General features: G+C 71.1%; 11 protein-coding genes. 6 read left to right on the top strand and 5 right to left on the bottom strand.

Features of this window, described 5'->3' with window-relative positions:
• Positions 1 to 591: 591 nt before the first annotated feature.
• Complete coding sequence (locus ACWDS7_RS00805; RefSeq protein WP_451927499.1) at positions 592 to 1986, bottom strand: FAD-dependent oxidoreductase; 1395 nt, start codon at positions 1984 to 1986, stop codon at positions 592 to 594.
• A 564-nt stretch (positions 1987 to 2550) separates the two neighbouring features.
• Here ACWDS7_RS00805 and ACWDS7_RS00800 point away from each other — a divergent pair.
• Entirely contained in the window at positions 2551 to 2931 is a 381-nt protein-coding gene (locus tag ACWDS7_RS00800; RefSeq protein WP_306876124.1) for a VOC family protein, read from the top strand.
• A gap of 81 nt (positions 2932 to 3012) precedes the next feature.
• Here ACWDS7_RS00800 and ovoA read toward each other — a convergent pair whose 3' ends face one another.
• Positions 3013 to 5244 carry a 5-histidylcysteine sulfoxide synthase gene (gene ovoA / locus ACWDS7_RS00795; protein ID WP_451927498.1) on the bottom strand — a complete coding sequence of 744 codons (2232 nt, stop codon included), beginning with the start codon at positions 5242 to 5244 and terminating at the stop codon, positions 3013 to 3015.
• 812 nt (positions 5245 to 6056) lie between these two features.
• On the opposite strand from ovoA, the gene ACWDS7_RS00790 reads away from it, so the two are divergent.
• Both ACWDS7_RS00790 and ACWDS7_RS00785 read left to right on the top strand, forming a co-directional pair.
• Complete coding sequence (locus ACWDS7_RS00790; protein ID WP_451927497.1) at positions 6057 to 7832, top strand: hypothetical protein; 1776 nt, start codon at positions 6057 to 6059, stop codon at positions 7830 to 7832.
• Between the two features lie 12 nt (positions 7833 to 7844).
• Complete coding sequence (locus ACWDS7_RS00785; protein WP_451927496.1) at positions 7845 to 9251, top strand: pyridoxal phosphate-dependent decarboxylase family protein; 1407 nt, start codon at positions 7845 to 7847, stop codon at positions 9249 to 9251.
• 36 nt (positions 9252 to 9287) lie between these two features.
• Here ACWDS7_RS00785 and ACWDS7_RS00780 read toward each other — a convergent pair whose 3' ends face one another.
• The 3 genes from ACWDS7_RS00780 to ACWDS7_RS00770 all read right to left on the bottom strand — a co-directional run bounded on the left by ACWDS7_RS00780 (position 9288) and on the right by ACWDS7_RS00770 (position 13200).
• On the bottom strand, positions 9288 to 10751 hold the full coding sequence (locus ACWDS7_RS00780) for an APC family permease (protein WP_451927495.1): 1464 nt from the start codon (positions 10749 to 10751) through the stop codon (positions 9288 to 9290).
• A gap of 114 nt (positions 10752 to 10865) precedes the next feature.
• Complete coding sequence (locus ACWDS7_RS00775; protein WP_306876114.1) at positions 10866 to 12230, bottom strand: aminotransferase family protein; 1365 nt, start codon at positions 12228 to 12230, stop codon at positions 10866 to 10868.
• Between the two features lie 196 nt (positions 12231 to 12426).
• Complete coding sequence (locus tag ACWDS7_RS00770; RefSeq protein ID WP_451927494.1) at positions 12427 to 13200, bottom strand: amidohydrolase family protein; 774 nt, start codon at positions 13198 to 13200, stop codon at positions 12427 to 12429.
• A gap of 168 nt (positions 13201 to 13368) precedes the next feature.
• On the opposite strand from ACWDS7_RS00770, the gene ACWDS7_RS00765 reads away from it, so the two are divergent.
• The 3 genes from ACWDS7_RS00765 (at position 13369) to ACWDS7_RS00755 (ending at position 19314) form a co-directional block, all read left to right on the top strand.
• On the top strand, positions 13369 to 15462 hold the full coding sequence (locus ACWDS7_RS00765; RefSeq protein ID WP_451927493.1) for a M6 family metalloprotease domain-containing protein: 2094 nt from the start codon (positions 13369 to 13371) through the stop codon (positions 15460 to 15462).
• 400 nt (positions 15463 to 15862) lie between these two features.
• Positions 15863 to 18424: a tetratricopeptide repeat protein gene (locus ACWDS7_RS00760; RefSeq protein ID WP_451927492.1), complete on the top strand. Its 2562-nt coding sequence runs from the start codon at positions 15863 to 15865 to the stop codon at positions 18422 to 18424.
• A 92-nt stretch (positions 18425 to 18516) separates the two neighbouring features.
• Positions 18517 to 19314 (top strand): tyrosine-protein phosphatase, encoded by a 798-nt coding sequence (locus ACWDS7_RS00755; RefSeq protein ID WP_306867299.1) that lies wholly within the window; start codon positions 18517 to 18519, stop codon positions 19312 to 19314.
• The last annotated feature ends 35 nt before the right edge of the window (positions 19315 to 19349 follow it).

Below are 19349 nucleotides of genomic sequence, written 5' to 3'. Positions count from 1 at the left end.
CCCGCGTCGGGATCTCGGTCGTCAAACCGCGTCCTCCCTCAAGGGCCAGGCGGAGATCGGAAGCCGCATTCCGTACAGCCCCGATCACGACATCGGCCCGCGCGAGGCAGTCGCGGAGCCGGCCGTCGGAGATCGTGCGGATCCGCGGTGCGAACGCGGGTCCCGCCTGGGCGACAGAATTCGTGCTACCTCCGATGCATGCCGTCCGCCTGTGGTGTCGATAGGCACGTTCCTTGCTCTGCCAGCGATGAGCGTGCTGACCCTCACCATGACCGTGGCAGTTGTGTCCTGGTCAGTGCATCTTCCAAATTGCTCTTTTGCCTTTGTCGCCGTGCGGGGCGATTACACTGGAACGCCGATCCGGAATCGGCCGGGCCCACCGGCCGGTGACGTGGGATGTCACCGGCCTGCGGATTCCGCTGTCACATCGGCGGCCGCTGAATGGGTGCAGGGCCCGCGACCCCCGGAGAGAAATCACACAATGACATGAATTGTGTTGATTCATATGTGGTGTCTATACCTGTCGCGGGCTCCGGGAATTTCACCCGTCCCTTCTTTTCTGCGGGGCGTCCGAGGCGGCCGGCCCGGTCGTCACGGGGTCGGCTGGGTCATCGTCTCGGCCGCCCGCTCCCGCGCCAGCCAGGACTCGCCGGGGGAGGGCCGCAGGACGGCGTGCCGCAGGACGCGCAGGAGCATCGACGGGCGCATGAGGGCCTGCGGCGGATCGATGAGACCGGCCACGCGCATGAATCCCTCGGTGACCTTGGCGTCCTTCGTCGCGGCGTACTGCACCCGCGCCATGTAGGCGTTGCCGGCCCGGACCTTCACCGTGCGCGGTCCCTCGACACCGGGGAAGTCGAGGTCGCCGCCGGCGGAGATGTCCCACGGGGTGTCGATGACGCGGGCGACGTCGCCGAGGAAACGGAGCGGCTGCGGCGGGGTGCCCTGCCGCAGGTGCCGGCGGAGCACCATCGTCTCCAGCGCGGCGACGCTCATCCCCTGGCCGTAGACCGGGTTGAAGCTGCACACCGCGTCCCCCATGACCAGCAGACCGTCGGGGAAGCGGGTCAGCCGCTCGTAGCGGCGCCGCACGCTCGCCGGGAACCGGAACGACACCGCGTCGTCGAGCGGCTCGGCGTCGCGGACCGCCTCGTACACCTCCGGCACCGGGAGGGAGCGGACGAACTGGAGGAACGCCTCGGGCTCGGTCGGAGGGTGGTCGCCGAGGAGGCCGGTGAGCGACAGGATGCACAGGTCGCGGCCGACCTGGCCGAAGAACGCGCCCCGGGGGTGCGCCGGGGAGGCCACCGGGTTGATGGACTGGACGCCGTCGAACCACTCCGGGCGCGTCCGGTAGTGCCGGGTCGTGTAGGCCAGGCCGACCTTCACCCGGTCCTCGACGGGCCGTTGGTAGCCGAACTCCTCCAGCCAGGCGGGCGTGCGGGAGCCGCGGCCGGTGGCGTCGACCACCAGATCCGCCTCCAGCACCTCTTCGACGGAGTCCGCCGAGCGCCGCTGGACCCGCACGCCGGTGATCCGGTCACGTGCCGCGGTGGCCACCAGTCCCACGATGTCGCACTGCTCCATGAACGACACGTTGGGCAGGGCCGCCACCCGGGCACGGACGTGATGCTCCAGAACCGGCCGGGGCGCCGTCACCGAGACCAGCCCGGTCCGCGCGGGCTTCAGCCGTCGGGCGTTGAAATACCACCGCATCTCGCCGAGGTCGCCGGTGGGCACGCCAGCCGCGCTCAGCTCCTCGGTGAAGCCCGGGAACAGGGATTCCAGGATCAGGTGACCGCGGGCGTGCAGCCCATGGGCGTGGCGGGTGTGGGGCGCTCCCCGGCGCGGCCCGCGTACCCCGACCACCGTGTCGCGATCGACCACCAGAACTTCCCGGTACGCCTCGGCGAGCACCCGGGCGGCGAGAATCCCGGCCATGCTCCCGCCAAGTACCACAACGCGATCTCCGACCTGGCTGCTCATTGCGGTCACCTTTCTTAAAGACGGGTCAACGGACCCGACTTGGCGGCGGCCCGGTCGTCACCGAGGGCTCACCGGCCGCCCGTCCGCCTCGGCCGTGCTCACCGCGGCGGCGCGGCGCCGTTGACCGGCCGCGTCCTGCACGCCGATGACGTCGAAACCGTCAGAACCGCCTGCGGTCACCATCCGGCGGGACGGAAACGGTCCGTCCCAACGGGCTGCTGTCGAGATCAAGCCCCTACCGTCAACGTGTCTACGCAGGCAGCATCACACCGCCCCGGCCGGCCGTGCATCTCCGAGGTTGCGGGCCGCCCGGGCGTGACGCGGGTACGGGACGCGCCCGGGCGTGGCCGGAACGCGAACCCCGGGACGGGGACAGGAGGTTCGTGATAGCTCTACGTGAGCTCGAGGGACGCGTGGGCCGTCCTCCGGAGGCGGCCGGGCGGGGGACCCTGTGCGGCCTCCGCGCGGGGGACGGCGGACGGCTCAGGCGGGGGTAGGTCCTGGCGGCCGTGCCCGTCGGTCCGCGCGGCTTGGAAGATCGACCGTACGGAAGGATGACGCGCCATGAAATGGAAGCTCGAACTGGTGCCGGTTCCCGTCAAGGACGTGGATCTGGCCAAGAGCTTTTACACCGAGAAGGTCGGCTTCGACCTCGACCACGACAGCTGGATGAGCGACGATCTGCGGGTGGTCCAGATGACCCCGCCCGGATCGGCCTGCTCGATCGCCATCGGCGTCGGAATCGTGGACACGCCGCCGGGTTCGCTCCAGGGCCTGCATCTGGTCGTCTCCGACATCGAGGCGGCCCGGGCCGAGCTGCTGGAGCGGGGCGTGGAGGTCACCGAGGTCAAGCGGCTCTCTTCGAGGGACGGCGGCGCCTTCGTGCACTTCAGCGACCCGGACGGCAACGGCTGGGCGGTTCAGGAGATCCGCGGTCACGGCTGACGGCGGATCTCCTGTCGCTCCGCGCGGAGGTGGGGGCGGGCCCGCCGGATCAGGGGCGGGATCCGGCGGGCCCCTCGGTGGTCAGCGCTTGCGCCACAGCGAGACGTCGGCGCTGAGGTATTCGTAGTGACGCCGGTGGTCGCGCAGCATGCCCGGCTCGTCGGACTCCGCGACGAGGTCGAAGGCCTCACCCAGGATCCGCCTGATCTCGTATTCGCTGGTCGGCGACTGGGACCGTGCGCCGAGCCACTTGTCCGGCGCGGTGTAGGCGGGCTGCCACGACCACGGGCTGGCCACCAGCAGCAGCCCGCCCGAGCGCAGGACCCGGTCGGAGTCGGTGAACTGCCGCAGGCACGCCCGGGGGTCGGCGACGCGGTCGAGAAGGTTGGACAGGAGCACGGCGTCGAAGCTGCCCAGGGTCTCCGGCAGCGCGCAGCAGTCGGCGATGACGAAGTCGACGTCGGCGCCGCCGGCCGGCCGCGGCGCGCGTGCGTGCAGGCGGGTGCGGACCTCGCCCTGGTCGAGCCTTTCGTACGGCACCGCCTCGCCGCGTGCCAGTTTGCGGGCGGTCTCGATGAAGGTGGAGCTGAGGTCGGCGCCCACGACGCTGGTGACGGTGCTCTCGGCAAGGGTGAAGCTCGCACCGCCGACGGCGCATCCGGCGTCCAGGACCCGGTGGAGGCTGACGCCGATCCGCTCGGCCTCGCGTGTGAGCATTCTCGCCAGACGCTGCGGATAGGCGTGCGCGACGGCGAGGGGGTGGTCGGGGCGGCCGAAGGTCTCCTGGACACTGGCGAAGTGCATCAGGAGATAGCGGTTGAGCATCTCCTGGGTGTTGTAGGTGTCGGGGGCCTCGGTGCTTGTGGCCGGGTCCGGCGAGGCGATCAGCCGGATCCCGGACTGCTGCAGGAAGTGCGGGCGGAAGTGGAAACGCGCCCAGATGCTCGCCTCGTCGCCGGTGCTGACGAACGAGCCTCCGAGGATCATCTGGTGCAGGCCGTCGAAGCAGGGGGTGCTGAAGTCCTCGTAGTAGGGGTGGACGGCGAAGTCGTCCAGCGGGTTGAAGGTGTCCTCGCACCACGTCCAGAGGTTTCCCGCGGAGTCGTGCACGCCGTGCGCGGTGGCGGGCGAGTGGTCGACGGGGGTCTCCGACCCCCAGGCGAGGTTCAGGTTGACGCCCTGCGCGCGCAGGTGCGCACCGCTGAGGCGCATGACCGGGTCGTCGTCGACGGCCGGCTCGTCCGGCAGCGCGCGCATGCAGCGGAACTCCGCCTCGGTCGGCAGCCGGTAGGCGCGGCCGTCCCGCTCGGCGCGCCAGGCGCAGTAGGCCTTCGCCTCGTGGTAGTTGACGCAGACCGGCCAGTCCCAGGGCATGTCGATGACTTCGAAGGTCGTGCGCAGGCGGTAGCGGTGCAGTCCGCTCGGCCCGTCGGGCACCCAGAACTGGGGCCACTTGGCGTTGCGGAAGGCGCGCCAGCCCCAGCCCTCCTCCGACCACAGCTCCGGCCGGCGGTAGCCGCCGTCGGCGACGAAGCGGTGGTATTCGCCGTTGCTGACCAGGTAGCGGGAGGCCTCGAAGTCGGCGACGTCCAGTTCCCGGGTCCCGTACTCGTTGTCCCAGCCGAAGGAGGGGAAGGACCAGGGCTTGCCCAGGCGGACCCGCCCGCCGGGGACGGCCACCGTGTGGTTGTCCGGGACCGACTCCGGGGTCGGGCCGCCGGCGTCGCCGACGCGCCGCATCGGGGCGGGGGCCGGCCAGGCCGAGGGGTGCTGCACCAGTTTGAGGGGCAGCTCCCGGATCAGCATGGAGCTGGTCTCCAGGTGGATGCGGTCGTGCTCGAAAGTGAGGAAGATCGCCCACGCCTGGTCGTCCATCGTCACCGGGCGGCCCAGGTCCGGGGCGAACGGCGTCGACTCGATGATCCCCCGGACGATCCGGTAGACCTCGGCCCGGTAGCTGTGGACCTCACCGACAGAGGGCCAGAGCATGTCGTTCTTGGACAGGTCGTCCCAGGACATCTCGTCGACGCCGGTCTCCAGGACGTGCTCGAGGTAGGCGTTGACCGGACCGCTCAGGAGGCCGCTGACCCGCAGCTTGTTGATGTACAGCGCGGCCGGGTGACCGTAGTAGAAGATCATGGGGTGCCGCAGGTTGTGCGCCGGAGGACGGTAGAAGGCCTCTGACGTCTGCAGTCCCGCGAACAGGATCTCCTGAAGCGCCCAAGAGTTGTCGAAGTAGTCGAGCACCGCGTCACGGCCGCACACCGACAGGTCCGGCAGCGGCAGCGAAGTGATCCGGCCGGTCTCCTGCATACCCGGGCACTCCCCGGGGAGGGGGCGTTTGCCGGTGAACCACCACGCGCCCCGGGGGCCGGTCAATCGCTCGTCCGAATGCGCCGCTACATTCTTTTTCCACTCCTCCGCCACGGTGACAGTCATTGTTGCTCACCTCTTCCTCACAGTTGAGAACGTAAGTTCCCCGTAGGATTTCAAGGTCCGGCGCGCCTGGCTTCTCCGATATTGCTGACTTCGATCACAGGTAATAACTTTTATGACGTCCGCGGACGGCATTGCCGTGTGCGGCACGCGGGCGCTCCTGCCGGCGGCCGTGTCGGCCGGCGCGTCAGGCCGGCCGGCTCCACCGTCCGTGGCTCCGCCCTGACCGAGGGCCGGGCGCGGATCGCGGGGCACGGGAGGCCTGGCCGGTCCGGTGCTTTCGGCCGCCGGGAGCGGCCTCATGAATCTCCGTCCCGGACCGGTGTCCGGCCTTTGCCGGAGCGCAGGACCGGTGCCGGGCCTCCCCGTCAAAGACGCCCGCCGGCGCGCCTGCGCCGTCTTTTCTCCATGCACTCCTGCTCCGGTATTCGACACGGCGGCGCGGCCGCCCGGATGCGGCGGCGTGGCAGGAAGCTGCAATCACGAGCAGCTTCCTGCAACCGGAATTCCTGGTTTGCGTGCCGCCGGACGCGCAGAGTTGGTTCTGGAGGAAAAGTCGGCGGACCAAGAAAAGAGAAGGGCATGAAGAGGTCGATTACTGAATCGGTTCAATTCAATCGTACCGGGAACGGCCGGTCGCAACTCTTTTTCTGTGGCGCCGACAAATGAATACCGGGGAGGAGCGCGAAATGAATCAGCCCGACGTGGATTATGTCCCGTTCAACCAGAGCGATCATACGGATGATCTGAGGGGCGTACGCGATCCGGATTTCCTGGCGCTGGGTCTGGGCTGCACGAACATGATGGCCATGCTGTGGACGGTGGCCATGGGCCGCCGTGCCGTCGGCGTCGACATGCGCGGCGACCCCTCGCTCGGGGTGCACTGGAACATCCGCGAGGAGCTGTACCACCACCTGGGCATCATCGACCAGATGATGCTGGAGCGTTACGGCGAGGAACGGGTGCCGCATCGCGGCGACGGCAGTGTCTTCCGCCTCGCCGAGTGCCTGTACCGGCCGGACTGGCCCGCGGGCCCCATCGCGACGGACGAGCTGTTCCTGGGCTTCTCCACCGCGCGCATCGCCGGCCTCATCCACCACACCGAATTCATCGACGACCGGTGGAAGGACGGCGCGCCCCACCGGGTGATCACTGTGCTGGACGCGGCCGAGCCGCCCAGCGGGCCGGACCCGGAACGGACCGGCACCGACATGGTCGAGGTGCTGGACAGCCCGTCGATGTTCCAGACCGGAGCCCTGCAGCTGCTGATCCTGCTGCGGCGCTATCTGGAGGAGATCGAGCGGCTGGACCTGGAGGCGGGGGTGGAATCCCCGCGGGTCCGCCTTTTCACCCACCACCGGGTCGCGCTCGGCGACGACGGCTTCACCGAGCTCCCCGACGGCCGCAAGAGGGTGCGCATCGAGGCGCTCCGGGAGCTGGACTACCGGGGAAGGTTCCACCGGGTGCGGATACCCGGCAGCGACCTGATCGATCTGGGTGTGCCCGAGCTGTTCATGGTCGCCCAGGGTTTCGACAGCGACGACGCCGATCGGCTGGGGTTCAAGCAGGAGGATGTGAAGGTCGACCACGACGACGGCCAGGGGCCGGTGGTGGCCCAGGCGGACTATCTGGCCGGCCTGCTGGGGGTGCTGGTGGACGGCCGTCTCCGGCGGCGCATCGCCTCCGAGTTCGACGAGGAGGGTCGCGAGTTCTGGGTCCGGCAGATCGCCGTCGGTCACGAGGGGGATCCCGCGATCGGCTGGGTGCTGGTCCAGGTCCCGGACTTCAAGGTCTTCGACCCCATCGTGGCCGGCCTGGTGCCGGCCGGCACCGACCGGGAGTCGCTGGAGTACTACGCCGCCTACCGCCACATGCTCCGTGACTACTACCTGGAGCAGGCCGCGCACATCCTGGAGATGCCGAAGGAGCATCTGCAGAAGGTCGCGACGTCCTACGGGCCGAAGATGTTCAGCCTGGTCGAACGGGTCGGGGAGGACCCGCTGGTGGCCGCCAACGGCGTGATCGCCGGCGACTCGTTCGGCAACGGGAACTTCATGACCAGCGGCGGCGCCATCACCGGCATGGTGGGGCACGCCCACCGGCTGCTGGCCTACTGGAAGGACAGGGAGGCCCAGGTCGGCCAGGACGTCGCGATAAGACGGCTCGCCGACGGCATCAAGGAGGACACCCACGGGTGGCTGCAGGTCAGCGCCACGGAGTTCAGCCAGGCCCTTCCGGTCAACTTCGGCGCCGAGCGGATCCAGCAGATCGTCCAGGCCGGCGGCAGGGACGTCACGGCACGTGCCGCCAGCATCGAGGCCACCCGCAGGCAGCGCCACGGCCTGGCCCCGCTGGACCACTCCGACTGGAGACGGCCGGTGATCCACGCCGGCCGCATGCACGCCTTCACCCTGCCGCCGCTGCAGCCGACGCATCCGGCGTCGCCCGCGCGCCTTCACAGTTAGGAGTAAGCGCTCATGTCACTGTTCCCCCTGGAGCCGAGCGGGGACGAGCTGGCGGCGATGATGACTTCGGCGACCTCGTTCGTGTCCGATTTCGTCGGTTCGCTGAACGAGGCTCCCGCCGTCGACCTCGATGTCTCCGACCGCATGCGGGCCGATCTGCTCGCACCGCCCGGCGATCACGCCGGTGACTTCGACGGGCTGCTGGAGACCTTCCGGCAGGCCGCCTCGAAGGCGGTGGAGACCGCGGGCCCCGGCTGTTTCGCCTACTTTCCCGGCGGTGGCCTTTTCGCGTCGGCGGTGGCCGAGCTCCTCGCCTCCACCGTGAACCGGTACACGGGCTCGGGTGCCATGGCGCCCGCGCTGGTGGCCATGGAGCACGGTGTGATCCGGTGGCTCTGCGGGGTGTTCGGGCTCCCGCAGACGGCGGGCGGGCTGCTCACGAGCGGCGCGTCCGGCGGCACCCTGTCGGCGCTGCTGGCCGCGCGCCAGGAGCTGCTCGGCGGGCCACCGGGCACCGGGACCGTCTATGTCACCGAGCACACCCACCACAGCGTCGCCAAGGCCGCGCGGATCGCCGGGTTCGCTCCGGATCAGCTGCGCACCGTGCCGGTCACCGCCGACCACCGCATGGACCCCGGTGCGGTCGAGGAACTGGTCGCCGCCGACCGTGCGGCCGGCAGGAGGCCGTTCCTGCTGGTCGGCACCGCCGGCACGACGAACACCGGCACGATCGACCCGCTCGCCGACCTCGCCGACGTCGCCGGGCGGCAGGGCCTGTGGTTCCACGTCGACGCCGCCTACGGCGGGGCCTTCCAGCTGACCAGCCGGGGCCGGGCGAAGCTGTCGGGCATCGAGCGGGCCGACTCGATCACCCTCGATCCGCACAAGTCGTTGTTCCTGCCCTACGGCACGGGTGTCCTGCTAACGCGCGACGTGCGCACGCTGGCGGCCGCGCAGGGCGCCGACGCCGCCTACCTGCAGGATCTGCAGCTGGATTCGCGGCTGCCCAACTACGCTGACCTCGGCACGGAGCTGAGCCGTCCCTTCCGCGGCCTGAGGCTGTGGCTGCCGCTGCATCTGTACGGGGTCGACGCCTTCCGTGCCACGCTCGACGAGAAGCTGGACCTGGCGCAGGTGGTCCACCGCGAGCTGCTGGACATGCCGCTGCTGGAGACGCCGGCTCCAGACCTGACGGTCCTCACCTTCCGCGCCCCCGGCGGCGACGCGGTGAACCGCCGGTTGCTGGAGACCATTCACGCCAGCCGCCGGGTGGCCCTGACCAGCACGCAGATCCAGGACCGGTTCACGCTGCGGTTGTGCGTGCTCAACCACCGCACCCACCGTGCGCACGTCGACGAGGCGATGAAGATCGTTCGTGACGCGAGCTGGTCGGTCGTGGACAGGAAGATCGCGGTGTAGGGCGGGCGAGCAGGTACGGCGCGGCGTACCCGCCGGTCAGGACCGGGAGGCGGCCACCGGGCCGGCCTGGTCGCGGCGCTGGACGCCGGCCAGGGCGGCGTAGCGCTCGGGCCGGGCGGCCCGCATCCAGAGCGCGTAGCCGATACCGGTCACACCGGCGGCCAGGATCAGCCAGGGCAGCGAGGTCACCACGACCGCGGTGGTGCCGGTCATCAGGGCGAAGTTGTCCAGCAGCAGCACACCGGCGACCGCCAGCCCGGCGAATCCGAGCAGCGGCGCCAGCCCGGTGCGCCACCAGTGGCGGTCGGGGCGGCCCCGGAAGAATCCGATGACCGACAGCGTGGCCAGTGCCTGCAGCACGACGACGCCGAGCGTACCGATCCCGATCATGCTGGTGGACAGGTTCACGTACGGGTCGAGCCCGACGAGGGCGAAGGCCGCCACCAGCACGACGGTGACCGTGGTCTGCACGAGGCTGGCCCGGTGCGGCGATCTGTGCCGCGGGTGCACCGCCTGCAGCCAGTGGGGCAGCAGCCGCTCGCGGCCCAGGACGAACAGGTACCGGTTGGAGGCGTTGTGCATGGCCAGCATCGCGGCGAAGAGGCTGGTGCAGAGCAGGACCTGCATCGTCACGGTCGCCGCCTTGCTGAGGTAGTCGTCGCTCAGCCCGAAGAACAGGTTGCCCAGCTGGGCGGCCGCCACCTCCTGGACCCGGGACGGTCCGACGGCGCCGACCACCACCCAGCTGGTGAGCGCGTAGAACACCGCGATCACGGTCACCGCCGCGTAGGTCGCCAGCGGCACGCTGCGCCTGGGGTCGCTGGTCTCCTCGCCGTAGAGCGCCGTGGACTCGAAGCCGACGAAGGAGCAGAAGGCGAACATCATCGACACGCCGATCCCGGCGCCGACCACCGTGCCGGGCGCGAACGAGGCGGCCGGCAGCGCGGCCGTGCCCTCGCGCAGCAGGATGGCGGCCACCAGCAGCACCAGGATCGCGATCTCGCCGATGATGAGCACCGACAGGACCCGGGCGCTGAGGTCGATCTGCCGGTAGCCGAGCACCGCCATCACGGCGACGGCCGCCGCGGCCCACAGCTCCCACGGCAGATCGACCCCGTGGGAGGCCGCCACCAGCTGGGCGAAGTAGGCGAACGCGCCGACGAGGCCGATCGTGATGGTGTTGTAGGCCATGACCGCGATCAGGCCGCTGCCGACGGCGGCCGGCCGGCCCAGCCCGCAGGAGATGTAGGTGTAGAAGCCCCCGGCGTTGACGATGTGCCGGCTCATCGCCGCGTACCCGACCGAGAAGCACAGCAGTGTGACGCCGGCGAAGGCGAACATGGCGGGCACGCCCGGGCCGTTGCCGATGGCGAAGGCCAGCGGCAGGGTCCCGACCAGGGCGGACAGCGGCGCCGCCGCCGCGATGACGAGATAGACGATCTTCGTGGTGGTCAGCGTGCCGCGCAGCTGCCGCTCGGTTGGGGTCAGGGTCGTGGTCATGCGCGCTCCTCCGGCCCCGGGTGTCGCGGGCCGCTTACGGAAGCGTCCGGCAGGGAAGGTGATCTCCCTGCCGGACGCCGAGTGGATCCGGTTGTGACCGAGGGCCGTGGCCCGTCAGCCGTTCGCAGCCGTCTGGGTCAGCACGTCGACGATCGCGGCGCTCGCCCGCCGGACCTCGTCCTCGTTCATGGTCAGCGGCGGCGAGAGGATGATGTTGTGGGCGTAGGGCCGGGTGATGACGCCGTGCTTGGCACGGATCTGGGCGGTCAGCCCGAACACGTCGGGGAAGGCCATCGGCTCGCGCGTCTGACGGTCGGCGACCATCTCGATCGCCGCCGCGGCGCCCTCGACCCGGACGTCGCCGACGGTCGGCACGTCGGCCAGCGGGGCCAGCCCGGCCCGGAACCAGTCGCCGATCGACAGGGCGTTGGCCGGCAGGTCCTCCCGCTCCATGATGTCGAGGTTGGCCAGGGCCACCGCGGCGCCGACCGGGTGGCCGCTGAAGGTGTAGCCGTGGAAGAAGCCGTAGTCCTCGGTGATCGCGTCGCCGATGCCGTCGCGCAGCAGCACCGCGCCGAAGGAGAAGTAGCCGCTGGTGATGCCCTTGGCGGTGGTGATGATGTCGGGGTCCATGTCCCGCTGCGCGGAGTCGAACCAGGCGCCGGTGCGGCCGAAGGCGGTGATGACCTCGTCGGCGATGAGCAGGATGCCGTGCTTGTTGAGCACCTCGCGCACCCGGGGCCAGTAGTCCGCCGGGGGCGTCAGCACGCCGCCACCGCCCATGACGGGTTCGCCGATCATGGCGGCGACGTTGCCCGGGCCGAGCCGCTCGATGGTCTGCTCGAGCTCGTTGATCAGGAAGTCGGTCGGGTCCTGGTCACCGTACAGCTCGGCGGCGCGGTACAGGTAGGGCGGCGAGACCTTCTCCACGTGCGGCAGGTTGGGCCCGACGCTGAGATGCATCGGCTCGAAGCCGGTGAGGGTGCCGGAGCCGTAGTTGGCGCCGTGGTAGCCGTACAGCCGGGAGATGATCCAGGTGCGGTCGGGCTGGCCCCGCCGGGCGTGGTACAGCCGGGCCGCCTTGATCGCGGTCTCGACGCTCTCCGAGCCGCCGCTGGTGAAGAACACCTTGTTCAGGTCGGCGGGGGCGAGCCCGGACAGGCGGACGGCCAGCTCGATGGCCTTGTCGTTGGTGAACTCCTGGTAGCTGGTGAAGTACTCCAGCTGCTCGATCTGCTTGGCCGCGGCCTCGGCGAGCTCGCGCCGCCCGTGCCCGACGTGGGAGTGCCACAGCCCGCCGCCGGTGGCGTCGAGCAGTTCGTTGCCGTCGGCGTCCCAGACGGCGCAGCCCTTGCCGCGGACGATCACGAGACGGTCGGAGATGGCGGCTGCCTGCAGTGGGTGGATGAGGTGGCGTCGGTCCAGGTCTTCCAGCTCGGTCGACGACGCTGACTGCGTCCGAATCGGGGTAATTGTCACGATTCTTCCAATCATGAGTGCCGATGTAGGAGGGTTGCGCACTGGCTGGAAGCCGTCGTCGTTCATCTCGCGACGGACACGTCCAACGAGAACGGAGGTGACCGATCTGCCTGGCCCCGGATGCCACCGCCTCCTGCTCGCAAGTTTAGGTATCGGCCCTTCGGCACTCTTCTCCTGAGATGCTCGGATTCCGAGTTCACAGGCCTTTCACCTGGTGTGTCGGGGCGGACGCGGGGCGCATCCCCTCACGCGCGGTGAGCACGCCGTCCAGCAGCCCCTCGGCGGCGAACGGCGACGAGATCGCCACCGCCGTGTTCCGGGCCCGGAGAAGCTTGCGTCCGGTCTCGTCGAGCGGGCCGGAGATCGCCACGTGGCAGCCGGGCCCGAGGGCGCCCACCTCGTCCAGGAAGGCGGCCGGATGCCGCCCGAGCTCGACGTGGAGCCGGAGCCCGAACGTCCGGGACAGGATGGCCAGGTCCTCCATGACCGCGGGGTCGGGGGAGTGCGGGGCGATGCCGACGATCCCCGGATGGTCCACCTCGCGGATGGCGGTGATCAGCCGGTCACGCCCGTCGTGCTCCCAGCGCCTCTCGTCCTCGCAGCGCGTCTCCAGGTAGGTCACGCCGCCGAGGCCGGCCTCACCGGCCGCGGACGCGGTGTCCAGGTCACCCGCCACGCCCGCGACCGCGGTGACGCCGTGGGCGGTGACCCGGGACAGGGCCCGGTCCAGCCGGAGATGGGCGTCGACCAGCCCCGGTATGATCATCCCCGGCCAGCGGGCCGGGACGAGCTCGGGATAGGCGGCCTCGATCTCCCGGCGCGGGCCGACCCGGACCACCCGGTGGCCCCGGACGGCGACGGCGCCGTCCTCGACGGGCGGCTCGCAGACGGGGAGGACGAGGGGCGCGCTGTGCACGGCGACCGGCGTGAGCGCACGGGCGCCGATGGCGTGGCCCGCGCGCGTGGGCATAGACACTCCTGTCCGTTTGTCCCTTTAGGGAGGGTAAGGGCATCGGCCTGCTGATCTCAAATGTCGCACCGGAGGGGTGCGTCGCGGGCCGTTTTCCTACACCTGACAGACGACATTCCTACATAAGACGATTGATCGTTGATAAAGCGATCTATAGCGTCATTTGGCGTGACTCGACCCCCCAGGTTGCTGAAAGCTCTCATCGCGGCGGTGGTGCTGATCCCCGTCGGGCTCGCCTCCGCCCCCGCCTCCGCCGACCCCTCTCCCGCGCCCGAGCACCCCTGGCGTCTGGACCACTGGCCCCAGACCCAGCCCTGGCAGCGGGACGAACCCACGGCCACGCTCCGCGGCAAGCCCGGCGGCCCGGCCCCGATCGACCCGCAGAACTGGAAGAACCCGGACCACATGACGTGGGCCGACTACCGGAAATCGCCGGGCACCGACTGGGCCGACCCCGCGGTCAAGGGCTCCAAGCGCACCTTCCGCGGCGCGCTGGTCCTGCTCGACTATCCCAACCAGCCGTTCGTGGTCACCCAGCCCCAGGGGTCGACGGTCTTCAAGAACCCCAGCGCCGAGGCCCACGACGTGCCGCGTGAGAAGGTCGCCCAGTTCTACAAGGACTTCCTCAACACCCCCAACCAGCTCAACCGCGGCCACACCATCCACGAGTACTGGATGGAGGACTCCGGCGGCCGCTACGGCGTCGACCTGACCGCCTTCGGCCCCTACCAGATGCCGGGCAAGTCCCACGAGTACGCCATGGAGTTCCAGGCGGGCACCGGCTGCCCGGCGGGCGACAGCTGCAACAAGAACATCAGGACCGACGGGCGGGCCGCCTGGGTGGCCGCCGAGGGGACGGAGGTCCCCGCCGGGTTCGACTTCGTCTTCTTCCTGAGCGCCGGTCAGGACGAGTCGGCCACCTGGCAGGAGTTCGGGCCGATCAAGTTCCCGGCCAAGGAGGCGGTGACCGACGACTTCGGCCCGCCCGACCCCGCCCTGCCCAACTGGGCCAGGACCCGGTACGTGGAGTGGACCTCCTGGGCCTCGGCCTCGGCCATCTGGCCCAACGCCGGAGGCGGATCCTCCACCCAGGCCGAGAGCTCCGGGCAGGGCGTCTACGCCCACGAGCTCAGCCACATCCTCGGCATCGGCGACAACTACAACAACCCGTTCGGGGTGCCGCCCAGGCGGGCCTACACCGGCATCTGGGAGATGCTCAGCCGGGGCAGCTTCAACGGGCCCGGCGGCCCGCACAGCCGCTGGATGATCCCGCCCACCGGAGGCGGCTCCATGGGCGCCCAGCACATGCTCCGCAACAAGATCAAGCTTGAGATGGTGGACGAGCGGAACGTGCTGCGCCTGTCCCGCGAGGCGCTGGCCGAGTCCGGTCTCGTCGTGGCCAAGGTCACCGCCCGGGTGGTCCAGCCGGGACCGACCGGCCTGTCCGGGGTCAACATCGCCTTCGGCGACGGTGACCGCAGCCCGGCCTGCGACACCGCCAAGGACCCGTTCTGCGACGGCGGCGGCTACAACAACTACACCGTCGAGGTCGTCGACCGGATGGGCGCCGACTCCTTCACGCCCGACTCCGGCGTGCTGCTGGCCAAGACCAAGAACGAGGACCGCGCGCCGTTCGAGTGGGTCGTCGACGCCAACCCGCAGGACATCGGGATGACCGACTACGTCCTGCCCGACGGCACCGCCGTGCCCATCACGATCGGCGACTACCGCCAGCTCTCGGACGCCCTGTTCCACGCCGGCACCGACTCCGGCTCCGAGTTCGAGTACGTCGACGAGGCCAACAGGCTCCACTTCTACGTCCTCGACGTGCAGCGCGACCGCGGGGGCGTCCTGTCCTACACGGTGGCCGTCCGCTCCCTGGACGGCGCCGGGCCGCAGCGGCGCGGCCTGAAGCTGCTGCCCGCCGCCGGGGTCCCCGACGGCAAGGGCCTGTCCTCCTGCCGCTTCCCGCTGTTCAACACCGGCAAGGCCGCCCCCGCCCAGGGGCAGCACCCCGAGGACGTGAGCGCCTACCTCAACGGCGACGTCTACCGGCTCTCGGCCACCGTCGAGGGCAGGGGCTGGACGGCCTCGCTGCCCAACCAGCTGGCGACCGCGGACTTCGGCGGGCGGACGCTGGTGGCCGTCAACGCCCAGCGGGCCTCCGGCGGCAGCCGTCTGGCCAAGGTCACGCTGACCGCCACCTCCGAGAGCGACCCGTCCAGGACCGCCAAGGCCACCTGTCACGTGATCGGCCTGTAGCGGGTCCCGGCGGAGGCCGGAGGAGACCCGCGGACGGACGGTGACGGGGTACGGCGGGCCCGCCGCGCCCCGTCACCGGCGGCTCCGGGGGCGCGCGCCGTACCGCGGTCGCGGAGGTGCGTGCCGTACCCCGTCACCGGAGGCTCCGGCCGGACCTCCGGCGGCGCGCCGGGGCGGGGTCGGGGGCACGCCCGCCGGCCCTCCGCATGGCCGGGACCGGCGCGCTCCGCTCCGGAAATTCGCGGTAATGTCACGTTCTCGACTGATCCGTGTCACTTCGGGACGCCGCCGGCCGCCGGGAATCTGGTTCAATCAATCTTGGACGACACGTCGGCCGGGGCGGGGGCCGCGGACGTGTCGCGGTTCTCTCCGGGGGGTGTGGATGCCCAGGCCGTCGAACGTGCCTGATCATCGTGATCCGAGACCGCGGAGGCGATCGATCCCGCTGGCGGCCCCCGCCGCCGCCGGAATCGCCGCCGCGGTCGCCAGCATCCTGGCCACGTCGCTCGACATCTGGGACCTGCCCACCCAGGTCAAGGTCGGCATCACCGTGTGTACCGCCCTCCTGGTCGGCCTGCTCACCTGGGCGACCACCGGGGCGCGGGAGCGGGAGCAGCAGGAGCCCGCCCCGGGGCACGGCCCCTCCTGGCGCCCGCCCGACCAGTGGCCACCGGTCTCCACGCACTTCACCGGGCGCACCGAATCGCTGGCCGAGCTGCGCCAGGTGTTCGCCGAGCGCCGCCGCTCCCGCGGCCCCGGCGAGAACACCTCGCCGCTGGTCGTCTCGGTGTACGGCAGGGGCGGGGTGGGCAAGTCCGCGCTCACCGCCAGGTTCGGGCACGAGGTCGCCGACCGGTTCCCCGACGGGCGCCTCTACGCCGACCTGCGCGGCGCGGTGGAGGCGCCGGTCCAGCCCGAGGAGGTGCTGATCGGCTTCCTGCGGGCGCTGGGGGTGCGGCTCACCACCGACCCCGGCGGCCTGACCGAGCTGCGCAAGCTCTGGCTGACCTGGACCAAGGGCAGGCGCATCCTGATCGGCCTGGACAACGCCCAGGACGGGGACCAGGTCAAGGACCTGATCCCGGCCGAGCCGGGGTGCGCCGTGATGATCACCTCGCGGCAGCCGCTGTTCCTGCTCAACACCTACGACAAGCAGCTGTCGGTGTTCAGCGAGGCGCAGGGCGTGGAGCTGCTGGCCCGGCTGGCCGGGGACGACCGGGTCGCCGCCGACCTGGAGTCGGCCCAGGAGATCGTCCGCATGTGCGACCACCTGCCGCTGGCCATCGGCATCTGCGGCGGGCGCCTGGCGACCCGGGAGAACTGGACCCTGCGCGGCCTCGCCGACCGGCTGAGGGACGAACGCCGCCGCCTGGACCAGCTCGAACTCGCCCGCAGGCTGGACAAGAGCGTGCGCGCCTCGCTCCAGCTCAGCTACGACGACTGCACCGGCCTCCAGCGCCGCCTGCTGCGCCTGCTCAGCCTGCTCACCGCCCCCGACGTGCCCGGCTGGGTGGCGGGGGAGCTGCTGGCCGCCTCCGAGCTGGAGGGCGCCGACCAGCTGGAGGCCCTGGTCGACACCCAGCTCGCCGAGTGCTCCGGCATCGACTTCTCCGGTGTGATGCGCTACCGGCTGCACGACCTGGTCCGGATCTTCGCCCGCGAGCTGGCCTACTCCGGCTCCGGCGACGACGACGGCCACCGCCGGGCGGCCATCGAGCGGGTCCTGTCCGGCTACCGCCGCCGTGCCGAGACCGCCGCCATGGCCCGCTGGCCGCAGGACTGGGGCCGCAGCGGCAGGAACGCCGACCCGGCGTCCACGACGCTCGCCCAGGCGTCGGCGGCCGACTGGCTCAACGCCGAGCGGCTGACCCTGGTCGCCATGATCAACCAGGCCCGCGGCCTGGAGATGTGGGAGCTGGCCTGGGGGCTGGGCCGGGCCTTCTGCTCGCTGTGCCACTCCCTGCGGGCCTACTGGTCCGACTGGCGGGCGGTCGCCGAGATCGTCTGCGAGGCGGCGGTCCACATGGACGACCGGCGGGCCCTGGGCATCGCGCTGCTGGACCGGGCGGCGGTGACCGGCGGGCAGGGCAGCCACCAGGTCGCCAGGGCGGACGCCGAGCGGGCGCTGGAGCTCTTCACCGGGCTGGGGGAGTCCTGGTGGGCCGCGCGGGCGATGCGCTCGGTCGGCATGTCGCTGTTCAGCGACGGCAACCTCGACCTGGGCCAGGACTACCTCATCGAGGCGATCACCGCCTTCAAGGGAGAGGACGACCGCTGGTGGACGGCCCGGACCCAGCGCAACCTGGCCGAGCTCCGGCTCGCCCAGCGCCGGCCCGAGCAGGCCAAGGAGCTGCTGGAGGAGGCCCTGCAGGTGTTCAAGCACGACCGCAACCGCTACTCCGAGGCGCAGACGCTGCGCGCCTACGGCGAGGTGCTCGGCGCGACCGCGCGGGCGTTGCACGCCAAGGGGGAGACGAGGGCCGCCGAGGAGGACTTCATCCGGGCCGGGTTCAGCCTCGACCGGGCGGCGGAGACCTTCCGGCTCAGAGGCGAGCTCTGGGAGGAGGCCAGGTGCCTGCGCGCGGCCGGCGAGGTCGGCAACCCGGCCGACGGGCTCCGCGAGCTGACCTACGTACGGCGGGCCACGGAGATGCTGAGCGCCCTCGGCGACTCCTGGGGCGTGGCCAGGGCCGAGCTGTCGGCCGGACGCGCCCACGGCCGGCTGGGCCGCGCCCCCGAGGCGCAGGCGTCCCTGGAGCGGGCCGTGCACGCGTTCGAGGAGCTGGGCGACCGCTGGTGGATGGCCAGGAGCCTGCGTTACCTCGGCGAGGCGCGTCTGGAGGCGGGCGATCGCGATGCGGCGCTCTCCCCGCTCAGGCACGCCCAGGACATCTACCGGAGCCTGGGCAACCAGGCCGGGATGGGCCGCACCCTCGAACTCCTGCGCCGCGCCGGAGAGTGAGCCGGGCCGCCCTCGGCGGGGCGGCGCCGTTGCGGCAATGAGCACCGGGCGTTAACTGTGCGGACATACCCTGGCGTATAGGCTCATCGTTGATGAATGACTTCACGCGATGGATTGATCTTGAAGGTGCCGTCAACGTGCGCGACCTCGGCGGGCTCGCGACGGTGGACGGCGGGACCACGCGCTTCGGCCGCGTGTTCCGGTCGGACAACCTGCAGGGGCTGACCGGACGCGACATCCAGCTGCTCGTCGGTGAGCTCAAGCTCCGCCACGTCATCGACCTGCGCTCCGGCGCCGAGGTGTCCCTGGAGGGCCCCGGGCCGCTCACGGCCGTGCCGGAGGTGAGCATCCACCACCACACGCTGTTCGCCGAGGGCGGCAGGCACACCGACGTCGAGGCCGACACGATCGACGCCGACAGGGTGCTGCCCTGGCAGGAGCGGGTCGAGGAGGATCTCGCCGAGCTCAGGGTGACCGGCTTCTACTACGCCTACCTGCGTGACCGTCCGGACTCGGTGCTGGCCGCCCTGCGCGCCATGGCCGGCGGCGACGGCGCCGCCGTCGTGCACTGCGCGGCGGGCAAGGACCGCACCGGCGTCGTCTGCGCCCTGGCCCTGGAGGTCGCCGGCGCCACCCGGGAGGCGATCGTCGCCGACTACACCGCCACCGGCGAGCGTCTGGAGAGCATCCTGGCCCGCCTGCGCTCCAGCGCCACCTACCGCGACGACCTCGACTCCCGTCCGGCCGACGACCACCGGCCGCGGCCGGAATACATCGAGCAGTTCCTCCAGGTCATCGACGACCGCTTCGGCGGACCCCTGCCGTGGCTCGCCTCCCACGGCTGGACCGAGGCGGACTCCCAGGCGCTCCGCTCCCGCCTGCGCGACTGACGCCGCCGGCGGGGGATCCCGGTCTCCCGCCCGCC

This window comes from Streptosporangium sp. NPDC003464, assembly GCF_053588315.1.
This window is presented reverse-complemented; position numbering and strand designations above follow the sequence as displayed.

What these genes read in the sequence shown, in the direction of transcription:
- ACWDS7_RS00805 (WP_451927499.1), bottom strand. Translation starts at nt 1,986, where the DNA reads ATGAGCAGCCAGGTCGGAGATCGCGTTGTGGTACTTGGCGGGAGCATG.
- ACWDS7_RS00770 (WP_451927494.1), bottom strand. Translation starts at nt 13,200, where the DNA reads ATGCCCACGCGCGCGGGCCACGCCATCGGCGCCCGTGCGCTCACGCCG.
- ACWDS7_RS00785 (WP_451927496.1), top strand. Translation starts at nt 7,845, where the DNA reads ATGTCACTGTTCCCCCTGGAGCCGAGCGGGGACGAGCTGGCGGCGATG.
- ovoA (WP_451927498.1), bottom strand. Translation starts at nt 5,244, where the DNA reads ATGCAGGAGACCGGCCGGATCACTTCGCTGCCGCTGCCGGACCTGTCG.
- ACWDS7_RS00800 (WP_306876124.1), top strand. Translation starts at nt 2,551, where the DNA reads ATGAAATGGAAGCTCGAACTGGTGCCGGTTCCCGTCAAGGACGTGGAT.
- ACWDS7_RS00790 (WP_451927497.1), top strand. Translation starts at nt 6,057, where the DNA reads ATGAATCAGCCCGACGTGGATTATGTCCCGTTCAACCAGAGCGATCAT.
- ACWDS7_RS00780 (WP_451927495.1), bottom strand. Translation starts at nt 10,751, where the DNA reads ATGACCACGACCCTGACCCCAACCGAGCGGCAGCTGCGCGGCACGCTG.
- ACWDS7_RS00755 (WP_306867299.1), top strand. Translation starts at nt 18,517, where the DNA reads ATGAATGACTTCACGCGATGGATTGATCTTGAAGGTGCCGTCAACGTG.